The 15,758-nt window shown below is 53.6% G+C and carries 18 protein-coding genes; 8 read left to right on the forward strand and 10 right to left on the reverse strand.

Annotated elements, in window-relative coordinates; genetic code table 11:
* Positions 1–80: 80 nt before the first annotated feature.
* The 3 genes from ABXG94_RS06945 (at position 81) to ABXG94_RS06955 (ending at position 2,786) form a co-directional block, all read left to right on the forward strand.
* Positions 81–1,247, forward strand: a complete 1,167-nt coding sequence (locus tag ABXG94_RS06945) for an alpha-hydroxy acid oxidase (protein ID WP_353533110.1) — start codon at positions 81–83, stop codon at positions 1,245–1,247.
* 114 nt (positions 1,248–1,361) lie between these two features.
* Positions 1,362–1,979: a hypothetical protein gene (locus ABXG94_RS06950; RefSeq protein ID WP_353533111.1), complete on the forward strand. Its 618-nt coding sequence runs from the start codon at positions 1,362–1,364 to the stop codon at positions 1,977–1,979.
* 153 nt (positions 1,980–2,132) lie between these two features.
* Positions 2,133–2,786 (forward strand): 50S ribosomal protein L25/general stress protein Ctc, encoded by a 654-nt coding sequence (locus ABXG94_RS06955; protein WP_353533112.1) that lies wholly within the window; start codon positions 2,133–2,135, stop codon positions 2,784–2,786.
* A 61-nt stretch (positions 2,787–2,847) separates the two neighbouring features.
* On the opposite strand, the gene ABXG94_RS06960 is transcribed toward ABXG94_RS06955, so the two are convergent.
* Positions 2,848–3,519 carry an FkbM family methyltransferase gene (locus tag ABXG94_RS06960; RefSeq protein ID WP_353533113.1) on the reverse strand — a complete coding sequence of 224 codons (672 nt, stop codon included), beginning with the start codon at positions 3,517–3,519 and terminating at the stop codon, positions 2,848–2,850.
* Positions 3,520–3,650: 131 nt separating this feature from the next.
* On the opposite strand from ABXG94_RS06960, the gene pth reads away from it, so the two are divergent.
* The 3 genes from pth (at position 3,651) to ABXG94_RS06975 (ending at position 5,384) form a co-directional block, all read left to right on the forward strand.
* Positions 3,651–4,388 (forward strand): aminoacyl-tRNA hydrolase, encoded by a 738-nt coding sequence (gene pth / locus ABXG94_RS06965; protein ID WP_353533114.1) that lies wholly within the window; start codon positions 3,651–3,653, stop codon positions 4,386–4,388.
* Between the two features lie 15 nt (positions 4,389–4,403).
* Positions 4,404–4,784 carry a DUF2237 family protein gene (locus ABXG94_RS06970; RefSeq protein WP_353533115.1) on the forward strand — a complete coding sequence of 127 codons (381 nt, stop codon included), beginning with the start codon at positions 4,404–4,406 and terminating at the stop codon, positions 4,782–4,784.
* 189 nt (positions 4,785–4,973) lie between these two features.
* Positions 4,974–5,384 carry a hypothetical protein gene (locus ABXG94_RS06975; protein ID WP_353533116.1) on the forward strand — a complete coding sequence of 137 codons (411 nt, stop codon included), beginning with the start codon at positions 4,974–4,976 and terminating at the stop codon, positions 5,382–5,384.
* A 36-nt stretch (positions 5,385–5,420) separates the two neighbouring features.
* On the opposite strand, the gene trpB is transcribed toward ABXG94_RS06975, so the two are convergent.
* The 6 genes from trpB to ABXG94_RS07005 form a co-directional block, all read right to left on the reverse strand.
* Positions 5,421–6,659 carry a tryptophan synthase subunit beta gene (gene trpB / locus ABXG94_RS06980; protein ID WP_353533117.1) on the reverse strand — a complete coding sequence of 413 codons (1,239 nt, stop codon included), beginning with the start codon at positions 6,657–6,659 and terminating at the stop codon, positions 5,421–5,423.
* A 72-nt stretch (positions 6,660–6,731) separates the two neighbouring features.
* Positions 6,732–7,388: a phosphoribosylanthranilate isomerase gene (locus ABXG94_RS06985; protein ID WP_353533119.1), complete on the reverse strand. Its 657-nt coding sequence runs from the start codon at positions 7,386–7,388 to the stop codon at positions 6,732–6,734.
* An 83-nt stretch (positions 7,389–7,471) separates the two neighbouring features.
* Positions 7,472–7,822, reverse strand: coding sequence for a lipopolysaccharide assembly protein LapA domain-containing protein (locus ABXG94_RS06990; protein WP_353533120.1), 351 nt, complete (start codon positions 7,820–7,822; stop codon positions 7,472–7,474).
* Positions 7,822–8,106: an integration host factor subunit beta gene (ihfB, locus tag ABXG94_RS06995; RefSeq protein ID WP_353533121.1), complete on the reverse strand. Its 285-nt coding sequence runs from the start codon at positions 8,104–8,106 to the stop codon at positions 7,822–7,824. The genes ABXG94_RS06990 and ihfB overlap by 1 nt, the downstream gene beginning before the upstream one ends.
* Positions 8,107–8,190: 84 nt before the next feature.
* Positions 8,191–8,331 (reverse strand): hypothetical protein, encoded by a 141-nt coding sequence (locus ABXG94_RS07000; RefSeq protein ID WP_353533122.1) that lies wholly within the window; start codon positions 8,329–8,331, stop codon positions 8,191–8,193.
* A gap of 345 nt (positions 8,332–8,676) precedes the next feature.
* Positions 8,677–9,738 (reverse strand): LacI family DNA-binding transcriptional regulator, encoded by a 1,062-nt coding sequence (locus tag ABXG94_RS07005; RefSeq protein ID WP_353533124.1) that lies wholly within the window; start codon positions 9,736–9,738, stop codon positions 8,677–8,679.
* 81 nt (positions 9,739–9,819) lie between these two features.
* On the opposite strand from ABXG94_RS07005, the gene ABXG94_RS07010 reads away from it, so the two are divergent.
* Complete coding sequence (locus ABXG94_RS07010; protein ID WP_353533125.1) at positions 9,820–11,001, forward strand: phytanoyl-CoA dioxygenase family protein; 1,182 nt, start codon at positions 9,820–9,822, stop codon at positions 10,999–11,001.
* Positions 11,002–11,221: 220 nt separating this feature from the next.
* On the opposite strand, the gene rpsA is transcribed toward ABXG94_RS07010, so the two are convergent.
* Complete coding sequence (gene rpsA / locus ABXG94_RS07015; RefSeq protein WP_353533126.1) at positions 11,222–12,901, reverse strand: 30S ribosomal protein S1; 1,680 nt, start codon at positions 12,899–12,901, stop codon at positions 11,222–11,224.
* 270 nt (positions 12,902–13,171) lie between these two features.
* Between rpsA and ABXG94_RS07020 the strand changes: the two genes are divergently transcribed.
* Positions 13,172–13,651: a GNAT family N-acetyltransferase gene (locus tag ABXG94_RS07020; protein ID WP_353533127.1), complete on the forward strand. Its 480-nt coding sequence runs from the start codon at positions 13,172–13,174 to the stop codon at positions 13,649–13,651.
* Here the strand turns inward: ABXG94_RS07020 and ABXG94_RS07025 are convergent.
* The gene (locus ABXG94_RS07025) at positions 13,648–14,253 is read right to left on the reverse strand and encodes a (d)CMP kinase (protein WP_353533128.1); all 606 of its coding nucleotides are present in this window, start codon (positions 14,251–14,253) and stop codon (positions 13,648–13,650) included. The genes ABXG94_RS07020 and ABXG94_RS07025 overlap by 4 nt on opposite strands.
* A 15-nt stretch (positions 14,254–14,268) precedes the next feature.
* Positions 14,269–15,621, reverse strand: coding sequence for a 3-phosphoshikimate 1-carboxyvinyltransferase (gene aroA / locus ABXG94_RS07030; protein ID WP_353533129.1), 1,353 nt, complete (start codon positions 15,619–15,621; stop codon positions 14,269–14,271).
* Positions 15,622–15,758: the final 137 nt, after the last annotated feature.

Here is a 15,758-nt window from a genome sequence, read left to right on the forward strand (position 1 = left end):
AATCCCCTCCGCAAACTTGGGTATTGCACTTTAGGTCGTAAATTGGTTAATAAAGATTACCAATACAGAGAGTTTACCCCATGCCAGTCATCACCTGCATTGACGATTTAAAGAGAATCTACGAACGCCGTGTCCCACGAATGTTTTATGACTACGCGGAATCCGGCAGTTGGACCGAGCAAACCTTCCGCGAGAACACCTCAGATTTTGAAAAGATCTATCTGCGCCAACGTGTAGCAAAGGACATGACGGGTCGCAGCACGCACTCTCAGATGCTTGGCCAAGATGTCGCCCTACCCGTGGCGCTTGCGCCCGTTGGGTTGACCGGCATGCAATCTGCAGACGGTGAAATCAAAGCCGCAAAAGCCGCTGAAAAATTCGGCGTGCCCTATGCGCTTTCAACCATGTCGATATGCTCGATCGAAGATGTCGCCAGCCATACAAACAAGCCGTTTTGGCTTCAGGTCTATACGCTCAAAGACGATGACTTCATGCAACGTCTGTTTGACCGCGCCAAAGCCGCGAAATGTTCGGCGGCGGTTATCACCGTGGATCTGCAGCTTTTGGGTCAACGCCACAAAGATCTTAAAAACGGCCTATCCGCTCCGCCAAAACTGACCGTGAAATCCATGGCCAACCTTGCAACCAAGATTCCATGGGGGCTGCAAATGCTGGGCACAAAACGGCGCTTTTTTGGCAATATTGTTGGACATGCCAAGGGTGTCAGCGATCCGGCCTCGCTCAGCACATGGTTTGCCGAAGCCGCCGATCAGGCGCTTGACTGGGATCGTATTCGGGTGTTTCGCAAAATGTGGGACGGCCCGCTCATCATCAAGGGCATCATTGATCCACGCGACGCGATCCAAGCCGTGAATGTCGGCGCAGACGCCATAATCGTTTCCAACCATGGAGGCCGCCAATTGGACGGCGCTCTCAGCTCGATCCGGGCACTGCCTGCCATTTTGGACGCAGTTGGCGACAAGATCGAAGTTCATATCGACTCTGGCATCCGCTCTGGACAAGACGTTCTAAAAGCCATTGCCATGGGGGCCAAGGCCGCCCATATCGGCCGCGCCTATATCTATGGGCTTGGGGCCATGGGCGAAGCTGGCGTCACCAAAACCCTCGAGCTGATGCACAAAGAGTTTGATACCTCTATGGGACTGTGTGGCTGCAGAACTGTGGATCAGCTCAGCCGCGATATTTTGATGGTTCCCAAGGGCTTTGAGGGCGACTGGCAAGACTAAATAAACGGCCAGCAGCGGCGTGAATACCAAAGGGTGCGGGATCCGCACCCTTTCTCCTTTGACACCATCACATGCAGTGCCATACTTGGATCAAACTGGCAGGCGATCGGATCTATGCAAATCTATTTCAAACAGAATCTGGCTTTTTTGGCGACACCAAAAACCGGGTCAACTGCCTATGAAATGACCCTGCGCAAACACGCAGACATCGTCTTTGCAAAGCGCCGAAAACATATGACCGCCGGTCAATTTCAACGCAAAATGACCCCGTTTCTTGATGATTTCTATGACATTGCCCCAGAACGTCTGGCTGTAATGCGCCACCCAATCGAACAAATTCGCAGTTGGTATCGCTATCGCACTGCCCCCAAAAGCGGGCGTCAGGATGCCAGCACCGCAGAGCTTAGCTTTGACAGTTTTGTCATGGCGGTTCTGCAAGACCCGCAACCAAAATTTGCCGCGATCGGCAGCCAATATGGATTTTTATCCATGATGGATGGCTCGGTGCCATTGCATCATCTGTTTGCTTATGAATCGCAGCCCCTCTTGCGCAGCTTTCTGGAAAACCGCTTTGAAGAAAAACTGACTTTTTCTGACAAGAATGTATCGCCACCCAAACCCGCGCCGCTTTCTCCAGAAGTAGAACAAAAACTGCGCCAGCATCGCGCGCCTGAATTTGCGCTTTATGACCGCATTCTTCAGGCAGATGGCCATCTGCGCCCGCAAAGCTGACATCACCGAAAAAAAAGGCAGCATTTTAGGTCAAATCAGCACTTTTTCAGCTATTTTGCATCTTCCAAGATCAGCGAATCTAGGCTATGGCCAGCGCTTCACGTGGGGTTACAGCCTTGGAGGAACCCCACCCTAACATATTGGAGAATTCAAATGGCTGGACAGATCCCTGATCTACACGCCGAAGTCCGTACGGGGACAGGCAAGGGCGCCGCTCGTCAGGCACGTCGCGATGGCATGGTTCCTGGTGTTGTATACGGCGGCGACGCTGAACCACTGGCAATCAACATCCCTTTCAACGTTCTGTTGAAAAAACTGAAGCAAGGCCGCTTCTTGTCAACGCTTTTCAACCTCAAAGTTGAAGGCGAAGAAGATGTACGTGTGATCTGCCGTAACGTGCAGCGCCACACTGTAAAAGACCTGCCAACACACCTCGACCTGCTGCGCCTGCGCCGCACATCGAAAATCAACCTGTTTATTCCGGTTGAATTCATCAACGACGAAGAAGCACCTGGCATCAAAAAAGGTGGCGTTCTGACCGTTGTACGTAACGAAGTTGAGCTGCGTGTGACTGCGGGCGATATCCCAGAGAAGCTGGTATTTGACCTGACAGGCAAAGACATTGGCGACACCATCACCATCTCGCAGATCGAACTGCCAGCTGGTGCCAAGTCGACAATCGACCGTGACTTTGTCATCGCGAACCTCTCTGCACCTTCCAGCCTGCGTTCTGCAGATGACGAAGATGATGCGGATGCGGCAGAAGCAGATGCACCAGAAGCAGAAGCAGCGGCAGAAGACGCATAAGCGTTCCTGTCTTTGTCCAAAAAATCAAGAACGGCTCCAAGACAATGGGGCCGTTTTTTTGTCAGGCCCGCATAAACCCCAACGTGCGGCCACGCGACGAAACCGGGTCATAGGTCAGCCCCGAGGCCGACATGCAATCCACGATCTGTTTGACCGTTGCGGGCGCATATTTGCGCGGATGCAATTCAAGCACCACAAAACGCACGTATTTGGGCCAGGGCGTTGAAAACAGCGCCGCCTCGCCGCCCTCGACATCCAGCATTACAAATCTTGGGCGATGCATTTCCAACAAGGCCCCGATTGGCAATGCAGGCACTGAAACCATGTCCGTATGGCTTTGCCCCTCGTCCAGAACAGATCCGCCCCAAAACAACGCACCGGCGCGAAAGTTGACCACCAAATCGCGGTAAGCATCTCCGACGACTGCCCCATGTATCACCTTGACCTCGCCCAATTCATTTTGGTTCAGGTTGTTTTGCAAAGGCGCAAGCATCTGCGGGTTGGCCTCAACCGAGATCACATTCTCTGCGCCTGCAGTCTGGGCACAAATCGCGCTGACAAACCCAAGCCCTGCCCCGATCTCTAGCACCCGCATTCCAGGCCGAATGCGTTGTCGCGCAGCATGGGCTTCAGAGCCTTCATACTCGCCCGCCAGTATCTTTTCTTCAATGGCCGTCCCCTGCAGCCAGTCCGGCAATTCAAGACGAACGCCTGCTAAATTATGCACACTCACTTGCTCGCTCCGTCTCACAGCAATGTTGTTGTCGCTCTTTTGACGCTTATCAACCAACGGCAACAATTGCACTTTTTTGACCTGCGGCATAGGTTGCGTCACACTGCAGTTGCACTAGAGAATGATCAAAGATGAAACTTTTTGTCGGCCTGGGAAATCCAGGTCCAAAATACGCTGGCAATCGCCACAATATCGGCTTTATGGCTCTGGATCGCATTGCCGAAGACCACGGGTTTGCCCCATGGCGTAAAAAGTTTCAGGCCGCAGTGACCGAAGGGAAATTTGGCAGTGACCGGGTTGTACTGCTCAAACCTGAAACCTTTATGAATTTATCAGGTCAAGCGGTCGGCGAAGCCATGCGGTTTTATAAACTCGACAGCACTGATGTGGTGGTATTTCATGACGAATTGGATCTTGCACCGGGCAAATGCCGGGTGAAATCTGGCGGCGGGCATGCCGGCCACAACGGGTTGCGCTCAATTCACCAACATCTGTCACCACATTATGACCGGGTGCGGCTGGGCATCGGCCATCCGGGTCACAAAGACAAGGTGGCCGGATATGTGCTGCGCGATTTTGCCAAGGCAGATCAGGACTGGCTGGATGACCTTCTGCGTGGCATCAGCGATGGGGCCAAACACCTTGCCAAGGATGATCCCGGCAAGTTCATGAATGCAGTGGCCCTACGCGTCGCGCCTCCTCGGTCTTCAACGGGCACCGAGCGCAAAGCGGCCAAGGGGCCGCAAAAAGAAGTCAAAGCAACAGACGCGCCTAAAAAGCCCAAAAGTCAAAAGCCTGAAATACCGGTCGTGTCTGACCCCGAGGATACGCGGACATCGATGCAGAAATTGATGGACAAATTCCGGTAACCGCAAAGGAACACCATGCAGAAAGACCCAAATATCAACGTTTTTGGCACAGCGCTTAGCATCTGTTCTGCTGATCCCCTCACCGGGTATTTCCGCGACGGCCAATGCAACACCTGCGCACAAGACCAGGGCAACCACACCGTTTGCGCAGTGATGACGGCTGAATTTCTGGCTTATTCCAAATACGTCGGCAACGACCTGACAACGCCCCATCCGGAATTCAATTTCCCCGGCCTGAAACCGGGTGACAGTTGGTGCCTCTGTGCAGGACGCTTTTTGCAGGCCTATGACGAAGGCTGCGCACCTCAGATCAACCTAACAGCGACCCACAAGCGCGCCTTAGAGGTTGTTTCTCTTGAGATTTTACAGGCTTGCGCCGTTGTTGGCCCTGCCTAACGGGCGTGATGTTCACCCAAGCCAATAAGGCCTTTGACGAAGCACACGCTCGTTTCTAGGGTCCGAAAGCCCAAATATACAGCCGAAATTCACCAATTCACCCATCTCTCGCCACAAACACGTCAACAACTTTAAGTATATTTCTCTCAAGCACAGTAATTTGGAAGTGTTTTATAAGAGAGACCCATTATGTATTTTGAGCATTTGAACCAAAAGCAACATCGACCCAGCCTTGGCGACATCCTTAGAAAACTTGTCCATAAAGAAACCGATTGGCGTCCCAAGGACATGAATGGCGCAGTGCTTCAGCGGATCATGACCAACATCGGCGCACGCCCTCAGGCCACGTACCAAATACGCTCTATGGCGCGGCTGTTTGGACTGAATGCCCAGCAACTTTCCACGCCCAAACTGCGTGCTGAAACCCTGGCGCAAAACTGCAGCGCATGCACCCTGGCCAAGACCTGTTTTCGCACGAAAACTGGTGCGCCGGATACAACGCCAAACATTGCCCCGCAAAAGTGTCCGAATTTTAAGACTTTTCAAACCCTTGCCCGCGATAGCGGTTCACGCACGGCCATTCACAACAAGCTGGTTTAGAAAAACGGGCCTTTGGCCCGCTTTAATGACCAGTCTCTATTCCGCGTCGCTCATGTCAAAGCCAAGGTGCCGTGCGACGGTGAAAATATCCTTGTCGCCGCGGCCACACATATTCATCACCAAGATATGATCTTTTGGCAAAGTAGGCGCCAATTTCATCACATGCGCCAAAGCGTGGCTTGGTTCCAGTGCCGGAATAATGCCTTCGGTACGGCAGGAAAACTGGAATGCCTCTAGCGCTTCTTTGTCGGTGATCGCCACATATTGCGCGCGACCAATCTCATGCAGCCAAGCGTGCTCTGGTCCGATACCCGGATAATCCAGCCCCGCAGAAATCGAGAAGCCCTCTTGGATCTGGCCATCATCATCCTGCAACAGATAAGTGCGGTTGCCATGCAGCACGCCCGGACGGCCCCCGGTCAACGAAGCGCAATGCTCCATTTTCTGGTTCACGCCTTTGCCACCTGCTTCGACGCCAATGATATTGACGCTGTCATCATCTAGGAACGGAAAGAACAGCCCCATGGCGTTTGACCCGCCACCGATGGCCGCAATCACGGTATCCGGCAAACGGCCTTCGCCTTCTTGCTCTTCCAACTGCCAACGGACTTCTTTGCCAATGATCGCTTGGAAATCCCGCACCATCGCCGGGTATGGATGCGGCCCAGCGACAGTGCCAATGCAATAAAACGTGTCGTCGACATTGGTCACCCAGTCGCGCAATGCATCGTTCATCGCATCTTTCAGCGTGCCTCGACCAGAGGTCACAGCGACAACTTCAGCACCTAACAAACGCATACGGAACACGTTTGGGGCCTGACGCTGCACATCATGCGCGCCCATATAGACGACACATTTCAGGCCAAACTTGGCACAGACCGTAGCCGTGGCAACACCGTGCTGCCCTGCCCCGGTTTCTGCAATAATGCGGGTTTTTCCCATGCGTTTTGCCAGAATGATCTGACCCAACACATTGTTAATCTTATGCGCGCCCGTGTGGTTCAGCTCGTCGCGCTTTAGATAGATTTTCGCGCCACCCAGCTCTTCGGTCATACGTGGGGCAAAATACAGCGGGCTTGGACGGCCCACATAGTGTTTCCACAAATCATCCATCTGCGCCCAGAACGTTGGGTCGGTCTTGGCCTTTTCGTATTCTGCTTCCAGATCCAGGATCAAGGGCATCAGGGTTTCGGACACAAACCGCCCGCCAAAGTCACCAAAGCGGCCCTTTTCATCGGGACCATTCATGAAGCTGTTGAAAAGATCGTTGGCCATGTATGCCTCTTGCTAAAACTGTTGCCATTTGTCTTAGGGCGCTTAACCCCAAACTTCCATCCCAAAGTGTATTTATAACTTAGGAACCGGCTTTTCTTTGGCTGCGGCGACAAACGCGCGGATCAGATCTGCGGACTTCTTACCCGGCGCACTTTCCACACCCGAAGAAACGTCCACCTGCCGCGCGCCGGTCATTTGCACAGCAGTCGCCACGTTCTCTGGCGTCAGCCCCCCGGCCAGCATCCAGGGACAGGGCCAGTATTTGCGGTTCACCAAGCGCCAATCAAAAGCCAGACCGTTGCCACCGGGCAAGTCGGCGTTTTTTGGCGGCTTGGCATCCACCAGCAATTGATCCGCAACGCTGCCATAGACATCAATCTGCGCAACATCAGCTTGATCAGCAATACCGATGGCTTTCATCACAGGCAGCCCATAGCGCGCCTTAACCTCGATCACCCGCTCCGGGCTTTCTGCCCCATGCAATTGCAGCATATCTAGCGGCACGCGCTCGCTCAAGGCATCCAGAAAAGCGTTATCGGCGTTCACCGTCAAAGCCACTTTGGCAACACCGATCGGCACCTCTAAAGCCAGCGCACGCGCTTGCTCGACAGAGACATTGCGCGGTGATTTTGCAAAGAACACAAACCCAACATAGGCAGCCCCCGCCTCGGTTGCAGCCACAACATGATCAAGCGTGCGCAATCCGCAAATCTTTACTCTGGTATCCATAACTCTGGCATCCACTGGGTTTTCTTAAACGCAAAACGCCCCGGATCATCTCCGGGGCCGCATGACGATCAATGTGTCTGGATTTAGCTGGCTTCTTCTAAAAGCACCAGCACCTCGTCTTTGTCCTCGGCGCGCGCGCCCTTGAGGCGACGCACCTCACGCTGGGTGGTTTTCAACGAGCGTTCAGCGCGTCCCGCTGCGGCACGGTGCTTATGCTCCCGCATCCACTCCCAGAAAAAGCCGATCAACAGTCCCGCCACGATGCCAGCAAAGATCACAACAAATAACGGCAAGCTGATGGAATAGCCTAGCCCCAAAAGTTCTGCCAATGGTTCCGGCAGCAAGTTCAACGTGACCATTCCCCGGTTGGCCAAAGCCACCGAAACCAGCACCACGCCAAGTGCCGCCAAAAACCCATATCTGATGTAACGCATTACGCTTTTCCGTTCAGCCGATCTCTAAGAAGTTTGCCGGTCTTAAAGAACGGCACATGTTTCTCGTCAACCTTAACAGCTTCGCCGGTGCGTGGATTGCGACCAACCCGCGCATCGCGCTGTTTCACAGAAAAAGCACCAAAGCCGCGCAGCTCTACCCGGTCGCCACGCGCCATCGCATCGGTGATCTCTTCAAAGATGGAATTCACAATCCGCTCAACATCACGTTGATATAGGTGCGGGTTCTCATCGGCAATTTTTTGAATCAATTCTGATCGGATCATCGACAGCTTCTCCCCAGAGCAAAGCGGTTACTTTTTACATTTATCTTGCCAAAATATAGGGACAAAGTGGTGAAAACGGAAACACTAAGATCCGCCAAACCCCTGATTTACCGCACTAATGTGGAAAAACACCCCAGATTGGGCAAAGCGACGCCGATCCTGCGCCATTCCTTCTGCGAGCGCAAACAACGCCGCGATGCAGAAAGTGCTGTGATTCGCGGTCATTCAAATCGTTCTCTAGGTGGCCATTTACCGTTCTCGCGCTCCCATCAGCCCCTGGGCATCCCCTGAATGCGACATGAAATATGTGGCGGCAACGGCGATGGCCCAGCGCCATTAACCTCATTGGCCCCCGTGAGCACGCAACCCTACAATGGCGCTTGGCGGCTGAACTTCGCCTATCAGCAGGCGGTATCGCAGGGAGCGTTCGTTGGGGAAACCTAACGCCAAAAGAAAAAGCTTACCCCACTTAGCACACTGAATTGGGTCAAAAATGCTGGTTTCTGTGAATCTTCGCAGCCTTTACTGTGGCTTAATACCAACGGCAGCTATGCGGGACAAAGCGGTAGCTCAGTACGTGCTCGCGGACGTCCGCTTTTGGAAACGCCTATTGAAAGGTGGAATATTCTCGGGAGTGACAACCTGAATATGAGACATGGTTGTTTGAGGTGGCATGACCATGAGCTTGTGATGATGCAAGAAAGCTTGGAACACGTTGAGTAAATCCACGCGCAGATCATGGTGCAGTACAAAACTAAGTCGCCCATCTTCGATGAGCCGTATATTTTCGTTATCCAGATCGTGGGCGACATATATGTCAGGCAGTGACCCGTTCTGGTCGAGAGCACGCAAAATCGCCGAGTTACCGCCGCCCATCGAATATACGGCACGTACTTTGTTCAGACCTGCAACAACACTTTGCATGATGCGTGATGTTTCACCATATACGCCGCTGCCCCCACTTGCATCTATGATGCGTAGGCTTGGGCACAGCCGGACCAGAGTCGCCTTGAACGCAACTTCTCGTTCTTCCTCTCCCAAAAAGCGATCACTGCTTCTTGATATCAGGACCGTTCCGTCACCGTCGCAGATTGTTTTCGCAATCAGGTAGGCTGCTGTACGACCTGCGCTTTGATTATCAAGGCCGACATAGGCAAGGCGCTTTGTCGTGTTCAGGTCAGTGACCAACGTAACAACAGGAATGCCTGATGCGATCAATTGATCCACAGCTGCTCGGATGGCCGGCAAATCACGCGCCTTGATGCAAACGCCGTGGCTGCCCCGTTTGGCGATGCGCGACAAAGCGGCGGTGGCATCATCTTCCGTCATGATCTCTTGGGCCTGGAACCTTGGACGGCACACGGCGTTTCCAATAGATGACAAAACTTGTTCCGCAGCTTGCTGGACTTCTCGGCTAAAGCGCGTTGGTGCTTCAATCACAAAGTCGAAAAACAGACGCCGCCCACGGGCGGCCAATTGCGCCTCTTGGCCCTCAAGTTCTGAAATGGCAGCGGCAACACGTGCCTTGGTTTGCGGACTGACATTGGCACGATTGTTGATCACGCGATCGACTGTCGCGGTGCTGAGCCCCGACTGTCTGGCAACTTCTTTGATGGGAAATCGATGCGTCATTTGATGTGTTTCTGATTTGTTTTGATGGTTTAATCAAGGTCTCGATGTTGCACACTCAGTGAAACAAAGGGAGATTGTTCTATGAACGACCATATCGAAACCGAACTCGGGTATTTTGATAGCGCGGCATGTGACCTCAATGTGTTCACTGCGCTTATCGATCAAACGGCCAACTCATCAACCGTTTCGCACGCCGAAGACATTCAAAAGAATGTCCCAATCTATGATATGTCCGGGCTACGTCCGTCGCTTGAGGATAAAGAGCAACGTCGCGCTATCATGGCCGAATGGGCGCATGTTCTTAGGGCGGGCGCAGGTGTTCTCGTTCTGCGCAAGGCCTATGAGGATACTACCGTTCTGGATGAGGCCACTGCGATCTATGAACAGATCATTGCCACCGAAAAGTTGGCGAGCGGTGGCGGCGGTGACCACTTCGCAGCATCGGGATCCAATGACAGGATATGGAATTCCTTGCAGAAACTCTGCGAAGAAGCCCCAGAGGTGTTTTTGCGTTACTTTGCCAACACCTCCATCGCTGCAGCCTGCGAAGCCTGGCTTGGTCCAAACTATCAAATGACTGCGCAGATTAATCTAGTTCATCCCGGTGGTGCAGCTCAGCAAGCTCACCGAGACTATCATCTCGGCTTTCAGACGGCTGAAATCAGTGCGGAATATCCCGCACATGTTCATGATCTTTCGCCTGCTCTGACGCTACAAGGAGCCATCGCGCATTGTGACATGCCGATTGAAAGTGGCCCGACGAAACTTTTGCCATTCTCACAGCTCTACCGCGCGGGCTATGCCGCGTGGAGACGAGATGATTTCAGGGCGCTGTTTGAAGAGCGATACATTCAATTGGCACTCGCAAAAGGGGATGCTCTTTTCTTCAACCCAGCGCTCTTTCATGCGGCGGGCGCAAATTCGAGCCGTGACATTCACAGAATGGCCAATTTGCTGCAAGTATCTTCAGCATTCGGGCGTGCCATGGAAACGGTAGATCGCACAAAGATGTGTAAACTGCTGTATCCTCATGCGTTGGCCGCACACTACAACAGCACGTTAGGCGTTTCAAACCTGAGGGCTGCAATCGCTGCGTCCGCAGAAGGATATTCATTTCCGACCAATTTAGATCGAGATCCTCCAAAGGGCGGCCTTGCTCCCGAAACACAACAAGCGCTGTTTGGGCGCGCGCTGGCTGAGGATTTTGATCTTCAGAGATTTGACGCGGTTCTAGAAGAGATGCGCATCAAACAATTACCATAGCGTTACACTACTTAAACAGAAATATCTGACGAATTTTTGGAACCAGACTTGCAGAGCGGCCATTCGCCGCTCCGCAGAAATCCGGCAATGTGGGCTCAAACCAGACATTGCTATGCGCGCCGTGCATTAGCAGCCTAAACAGCGAGCCCAGAGAACTTACAAAAAAGCCCCGCTTTCTCAAGCGGGGCTTCAATTTTTCAAGCGTCAAGCAATCTAAAGATTACTCGTCACCTTTCAGGGCTGCGCCCAGGATGTCACCCAAAGATGCACCAGAGTCAGAAGAACCATACTGTTCGACGGCTTCTTTCTCTTCTGCAATCTCACGTGCTTTCACAGACAGACCCAGACGGCGTGTTTTGCCATCTACGTTGGTCACGCGCACGTCAACTTTGTCGCCAACATTGAAGCGCTCTGGACGTTGGTCCGCACGATCACGGGCCAGATCAGAGCGACGGATGAAGGATTTCATGCCTTCATAAACCACTTCGATGCCGCCATCTTCGATCGCAGTCACTTCAACAGTCACGATAGAGCCGCGCTTCACGCCGCCTGTCGCTTCTGCGAATTTGTCACCGCCAAGGGCTTTGATCGACAAAGAGATACGCTCTTTTTCAACGTCAACTTCAGACACAACCGCTTTGACAACATCGCCTTTGCGGAAGTTCTGGATGGCGTCTTCGCCGCGCTCGTCCCAAGAAATATCAGACAGGTGAACCATGCCGTCGATTTCGCCAGGCAGACCGATGAACAGACCGAATTCAGTGATGTTTTTAACTTCACCTTCAACTTCGGTGTTCTCTGGGTGTGTTTCTGCAAACACTTCCCATGGGTTGCGCATAGTCTGTTTCAGACCCAAGGACACACGACGTTTTGCACCGTCGATTTCCAGAACCATAACTTCGACTTCTTGCGAAGTGGAAACGATTTTGCCTGGGTGTACGTTTTTCTTGGTCCAAGACATTTCGGACACGTGAACCAGACCTTCAACACCTGGCTCCAGCTCAACAAATGCACCGTAATCGGTGATGTTGGTGACGCGACCAGTGTGTGTGGATTCCAGTGGGTACTTGCCCGCAACCAGATCCCATGGGTCGTCCATCAGCTGTTTCATGCCCAAAGAGATACGGTGTGTCTCTTTGTTGATCTTGATGACCTGAACCTTAACGGTTTCACCGATCGACAAGATCTCAGATGGGTGGTTCACACGGCGCCATGCCATGTCGGTGACGTGCAGCAAGCCATCAACGCCGCCCAGATCAACGAATGCACCGTATTCAGTGATGTTCTTAACAACACCGTCAACCGCATCGCCTTCTGCCAGCTTGCCGATAACTTCAGCACGCTGTTCTGCACGAGACTCTTCCAAGATCGCACGACGGGACACAACGATGTTGCCACGACGACGGTCCATTTTCAGGATTTGGAATGGCTGCTTCAGACCCATCAATGGGCCCGCATCTCGTACGGGACGTACGTCGACCTGAGAACCAGGCAAAAACGCAACTGCGCCACCCAGATCCACAGTGAAACCACCTTTGACGCGGCCAAAGATCGCGCCTTCGACGCGTGCATCGTCTGCGTATGCTTTTTCCAGGCGGTCCCAAGCTTCTTCACGACGCGCCATCTCACGAGAGATAACCGCTTCGCCGCGCGCGTTTTCAGCGGCGCGCAAGAAGACTTCTACTTCGTCGCCAACAGCAACTTCAGGAGCTTCACCAGGATTTGCGAATTCTTTAAGCTCAACGCGGCCTTCCATTTTATAACCGACGTCGATGATGGCCTGACCCGCTTCAATCGCGATGATCTTGCCTTTAACAACGGAACCCTCTTGAGGGGTGTCCATTTCGAAGCTTTCATTCAGAAGGGCTTCGAAGTCCTCCATAGATACGTTTTGAGCCATGAGGTCTCATGTTTCCTTTACAAATCGTTTTATCTGGCCGCGCGGTTGTCTCCGCCGGTCTTGGTTAATGCCCCATTTTTGGGACGAATTGGTCCTGACGATACGCAAAACAAAGAGGGCCGGTTTACCCCAGCCCTTGCTCGTTCTCTTTATTCCGCGGCTGTATCGCCGTTTCGACAGGCGCTCTATAGCTCCAAACCCCTTGTAACGCAAGGTGCAAGAACCAAATTACAACGGCTTCAAAACTTTCAACCGCACCTTAGATCGCCTATGCATCAAAGCCATAGCGACTTTGGAAAGCCCAGCTTTATGCCCGTACATCAACAGCAAGACTCACCCAAGGTTCTAAAGCTTGGCGCGGCCGATGTTTTGCCCCTGCGACAGGCCGTTCTTTGGCCCAATCACCCAATTGCATTCAGTAAGGTGACCGGAGACCAAGACGCGTTGCATTTCGGCATTAAAAAGGACCAAGCCCTTGTGTGTGTCGCGTCGTTGTTTTGGCACGATGACAGCCTCAGGCTGCGCAAATTCGCGACCCACCCAGATCATCAGGGCCAAGGATATGGCAGCGCAATGTTAATACACCTCGTGGCGCTGGCGCGGAATTTGCAAGCCCAGACATTCTGGTTTGATGCCCGCCAGTCCGCGCTTGGATTCTATGAGCACCATGGGTTTCAAGCCACAGGAGATATCTTTTATAAACAAGATATCGCCTATCTACGTATGTCCCGCAGGCTAGACGTCCGTTAGATTGCCGACGATACCTGCCGCACAGCCGCGGCAATTGCCGCCGCAATATCCAGATCGGTGGTATCAATCAAAACCGCATCCTCTGCCGGTTTCAAAGGGGCCTCAGCGCGAGTCATATCACGCGCATCACGGGCTTTGACATCTGCCAAAACATCCGCACGCGTCACATCTCCATCTTTGGCCGCCAGTTCCAAATACCTGCGTTCGGCGCGCACTTCTGCGCTGGCTGTCACAAACAGTTTCACCTGCGCCTCTGGGCAAATCACGGTGCCAATGTCGCGCCCATCCAACACAGCCCCGCCGGACCGCTGCGCAAAGGCGCGTTGAAAATCCACCAAAGCGGCACGCACCTCAGCAATCACCGCCACTTTCGAGGCGGCCTGTGCCACCTCTGCAGACCGCAAGTTTGACGCATCCAGATCTTCGGCTTGCAGGCTTTGCGCCGCTGCTATCGCTTCAAATCCCGCCAAGGTCTTGGCCCCAACAGCGCGGTACAATAGGCCCGTGTCCAAATGCGCAAAGCCAAAATGCGCCGCAACCGCCTTGGAAATCGTGCCCTTACCGGCCGCCGCAGGCCCATCAATTGCAACTGTAATACTCATGACAACCCGCTAATTTCAGCTTTCAGAGCGCTCAACCCGCGCCCCAAGGTCCGCCATCAACCTTTCAAAAATCGGGAAAGATGTGGCTATTGGCCCGCCATCATCCACGCTCACCGGATTTTGTGCTGCCATGCCCAAAATCATAAAGCTCATGGCAATACGGTGATCAAGCTGGCTGGCACAGGTCGCCCCACCCGGCACATTGCCATGGCCCAGACCTTTGACAACCCACCAATCATCGCCTTCTTCTACGGTCACCCCATTGGCACGCAGCCCCTTGGCCATCGCATCAATGCGATCAGACTCCTTGACGCGCAATTCCTTGACACCCTTCATCACCGTGTCGCCCGCCGCAAAGGCCGCCACCACAGACAGCACCGGGTATTCATCAATCATAGAGGCCGCACGGGTCGGATCAACGGCAATCCCTTTCAGGTCCGGCGAAAACTTCGCGCGCAAATCTGCAACTGGCTCGCCACCTTCTTCACGTTCATTTTCATAAGTCAGGTCGGCGCCCATTTCACGCAACGTGGTAAACAGACCGGCACGCGTTGGGTTCAAGCCAATATTGGGCACCAATACATCAGAGCCTGGGGTGACAACCGCGGCACAAACCGGAAAGGCCGCACTGGATGGATCCCGCGGCACCACAATGTCTTGCGCTTTCAACTCCGGCTGCCCGGTCAGTGTAATTACACGGCCCGCATCCGTCACTTCGGTGGAAATCTCTGCGCCAAACCCCGCCAACATGCGTTCGGTGTGATCGCGCGTCGCTTCTTTTTCAATCACCACGGTTTGCCCCGGCGCATTTAACGCCGCCAACAGTACCGCGGATTTCACCTGCGCCGAGGGCATCGGCACCTCGTAATGCACCGGCACCGGATCCGCCGCCCCGACAATGGTCATTGGCAAACGCCCACCAGCCCGGCCTACAGATTGTGCGCCAAACAAGGCAATCGGGTCCGTGACCCGCGCCATGGGCCGCGAATTTAGCGACGCATCGCCGGTAAAGGTGGCGGTGATATTGCTCGAGGCCATGCAGCCCATGATCAACCGCACCCCGGTGCCGGAATTGCCGCAATCAATCACAGTGTCAGGTTCCGCAAAACCGCCAACGCCCACCCCATGCACAGACCATGATCCGCCACCGTGATTGGTCACCTCAGCGCCAAACGCCCGCATCGCCTTGGCGGTGTCCAATACATCTTCGCCCTCAAGCAGGCCCTGAATGCGGGTTTCCCCAACCGCCAAAGCCCCTAAAATCAAAGACCGATGCGAAATCGACTTGTCTCCGGGCACATGGGCTTCGCCTTTCAGGGGCCCACAGGGCCGAGACGTCATTGGAATGGGGGTGCCGTGGCCAGACATATGCGCAATCCTCTTCTGCTCTTGGCAAAAGCTGTTAGCGCAGAACATCCCCAAGGTCCATGGCTAGGAAAGGCTCCTGCCCACAAAACCCCAATCTTCATCTTTCAATAAATACTCCGGGGTGAGCGGTGAAACTA

The organism is Cognatishimia sp. WU-CL00825, from assembly GCF_040364665.1.
Taxonomy (GTDB): Bacteria; Pseudomonadota; Alphaproteobacteria; order Rhodobacterales; family Rhodobacteraceae; genus Cognatishimia.

What these genes read in the sequence shown, in the direction of transcription:
- ABXG94_RS07000 (WP_353533122.1), bottom strand. Translation starts at nt 8,331, where the DNA reads ATGACCGCGAATCACAGCACTTTCTGCATCGCGGCGTTGTTTGCGCTC.
- ABXG94_RS07025 (WP_353533128.1), bottom strand. Translation starts at nt 14,253, where the DNA reads ATGAGTATTACAGTTGCAATTGATGGGCCTGCGGCGGCCGGTAAGGGC.
- ABXG94_RS06945 (WP_353533110.1), top strand. Translation starts at nt 81, where the DNA reads ATGCCAGTCATCACCTGCATTGACGATTTAAAGAGAATCTACGAACGC.
- ABXG94_RS06950 (WP_353533111.1), top strand. Translation starts at nt 1,362, where the DNA reads ATGCAAATCTATTTCAAACAGAATCTGGCTTTTTTGGCGACACCAAAA.
- ABXG94_RS07020 (WP_353533127.1), top strand. Translation starts at nt 13,172, where the DNA reads ATGCATCAAAGCCATAGCGACTTTGGAAAGCCCAGCTTTATGCCCGTA.
- ABXG94_RS06970 (WP_353533115.1), top strand. Translation starts at nt 4,404, where the DNA reads ATGCAGAAAGACCCAAATATCAACGTTTTTGGCACAGCGCTTAGCATC.
- ihfB (WP_353533121.1), bottom strand. Translation starts at nt 8,106, where the DNA reads ATGATCCGATCAGAATTGATTCAAAAAATTGCCGATGAGAACCCGCAC.
- ABXG94_RS07010 (WP_353533125.1), top strand. Translation starts at nt 9,820, where the DNA reads ATGAACGACCATATCGAAACCGAACTCGGGTATTTTGATAGCGCGGCA.
- ABXG94_RS06990 (WP_353533120.1), bottom strand. Translation starts at nt 7,822, where the DNA reads ATGCGTTACATCAGATATGGGTTTTTGGCGGCACTTGGCGTGGTGCTG.
- trpB (WP_353533117.1), bottom strand. Translation starts at nt 6,659, where the DNA reads ATGGCCAACGATCTTTTCAACAGCTTCATGAATGGTCCCGATGAAAAG.
- aroA (WP_353533129.1), bottom strand. Translation starts at nt 15,621, where the DNA reads ATGTCTGGCCACGGCACCCCCATTCCAATGACGTCTCGGCCCTGTGGG.
- ABXG94_RS06955 (WP_353533112.1), top strand. Translation starts at nt 2,133, where the DNA reads ATGGCTGGACAGATCCCTGATCTACACGCCGAAGTCCGTACGGGGACA.
- pth (WP_353533114.1), top strand. Translation starts at nt 3,651, where the DNA reads ATGAAACTTTTTGTCGGCCTGGGAAATCCAGGTCCAAAATACGCTGGC.
- ABXG94_RS06975 (WP_353533116.1), top strand. Translation starts at nt 4,974, where the DNA reads ATGTATTTTGAGCATTTGAACCAAAAGCAACATCGACCCAGCCTTGGC.
- ABXG94_RS06985 (WP_353533119.1), bottom strand. Translation starts at nt 7,388, where the DNA reads ATGGATACCAGAGTAAAGATTTGCGGATTGCGCACGCTTGATCATGTT.
- rpsA (WP_353533126.1), bottom strand. Translation starts at nt 12,901, where the DNA reads ATGGCTCAAAACGTATCTATGGAGGACTTCGAAGCCCTTCTGAATGAA.
- ABXG94_RS07005 (WP_353533124.1), bottom strand. Translation starts at nt 9,738, where the DNA reads ATGACGCATCGATTTCCCATCAAAGAAGTTGCCAGACAGTCGGGGCTC.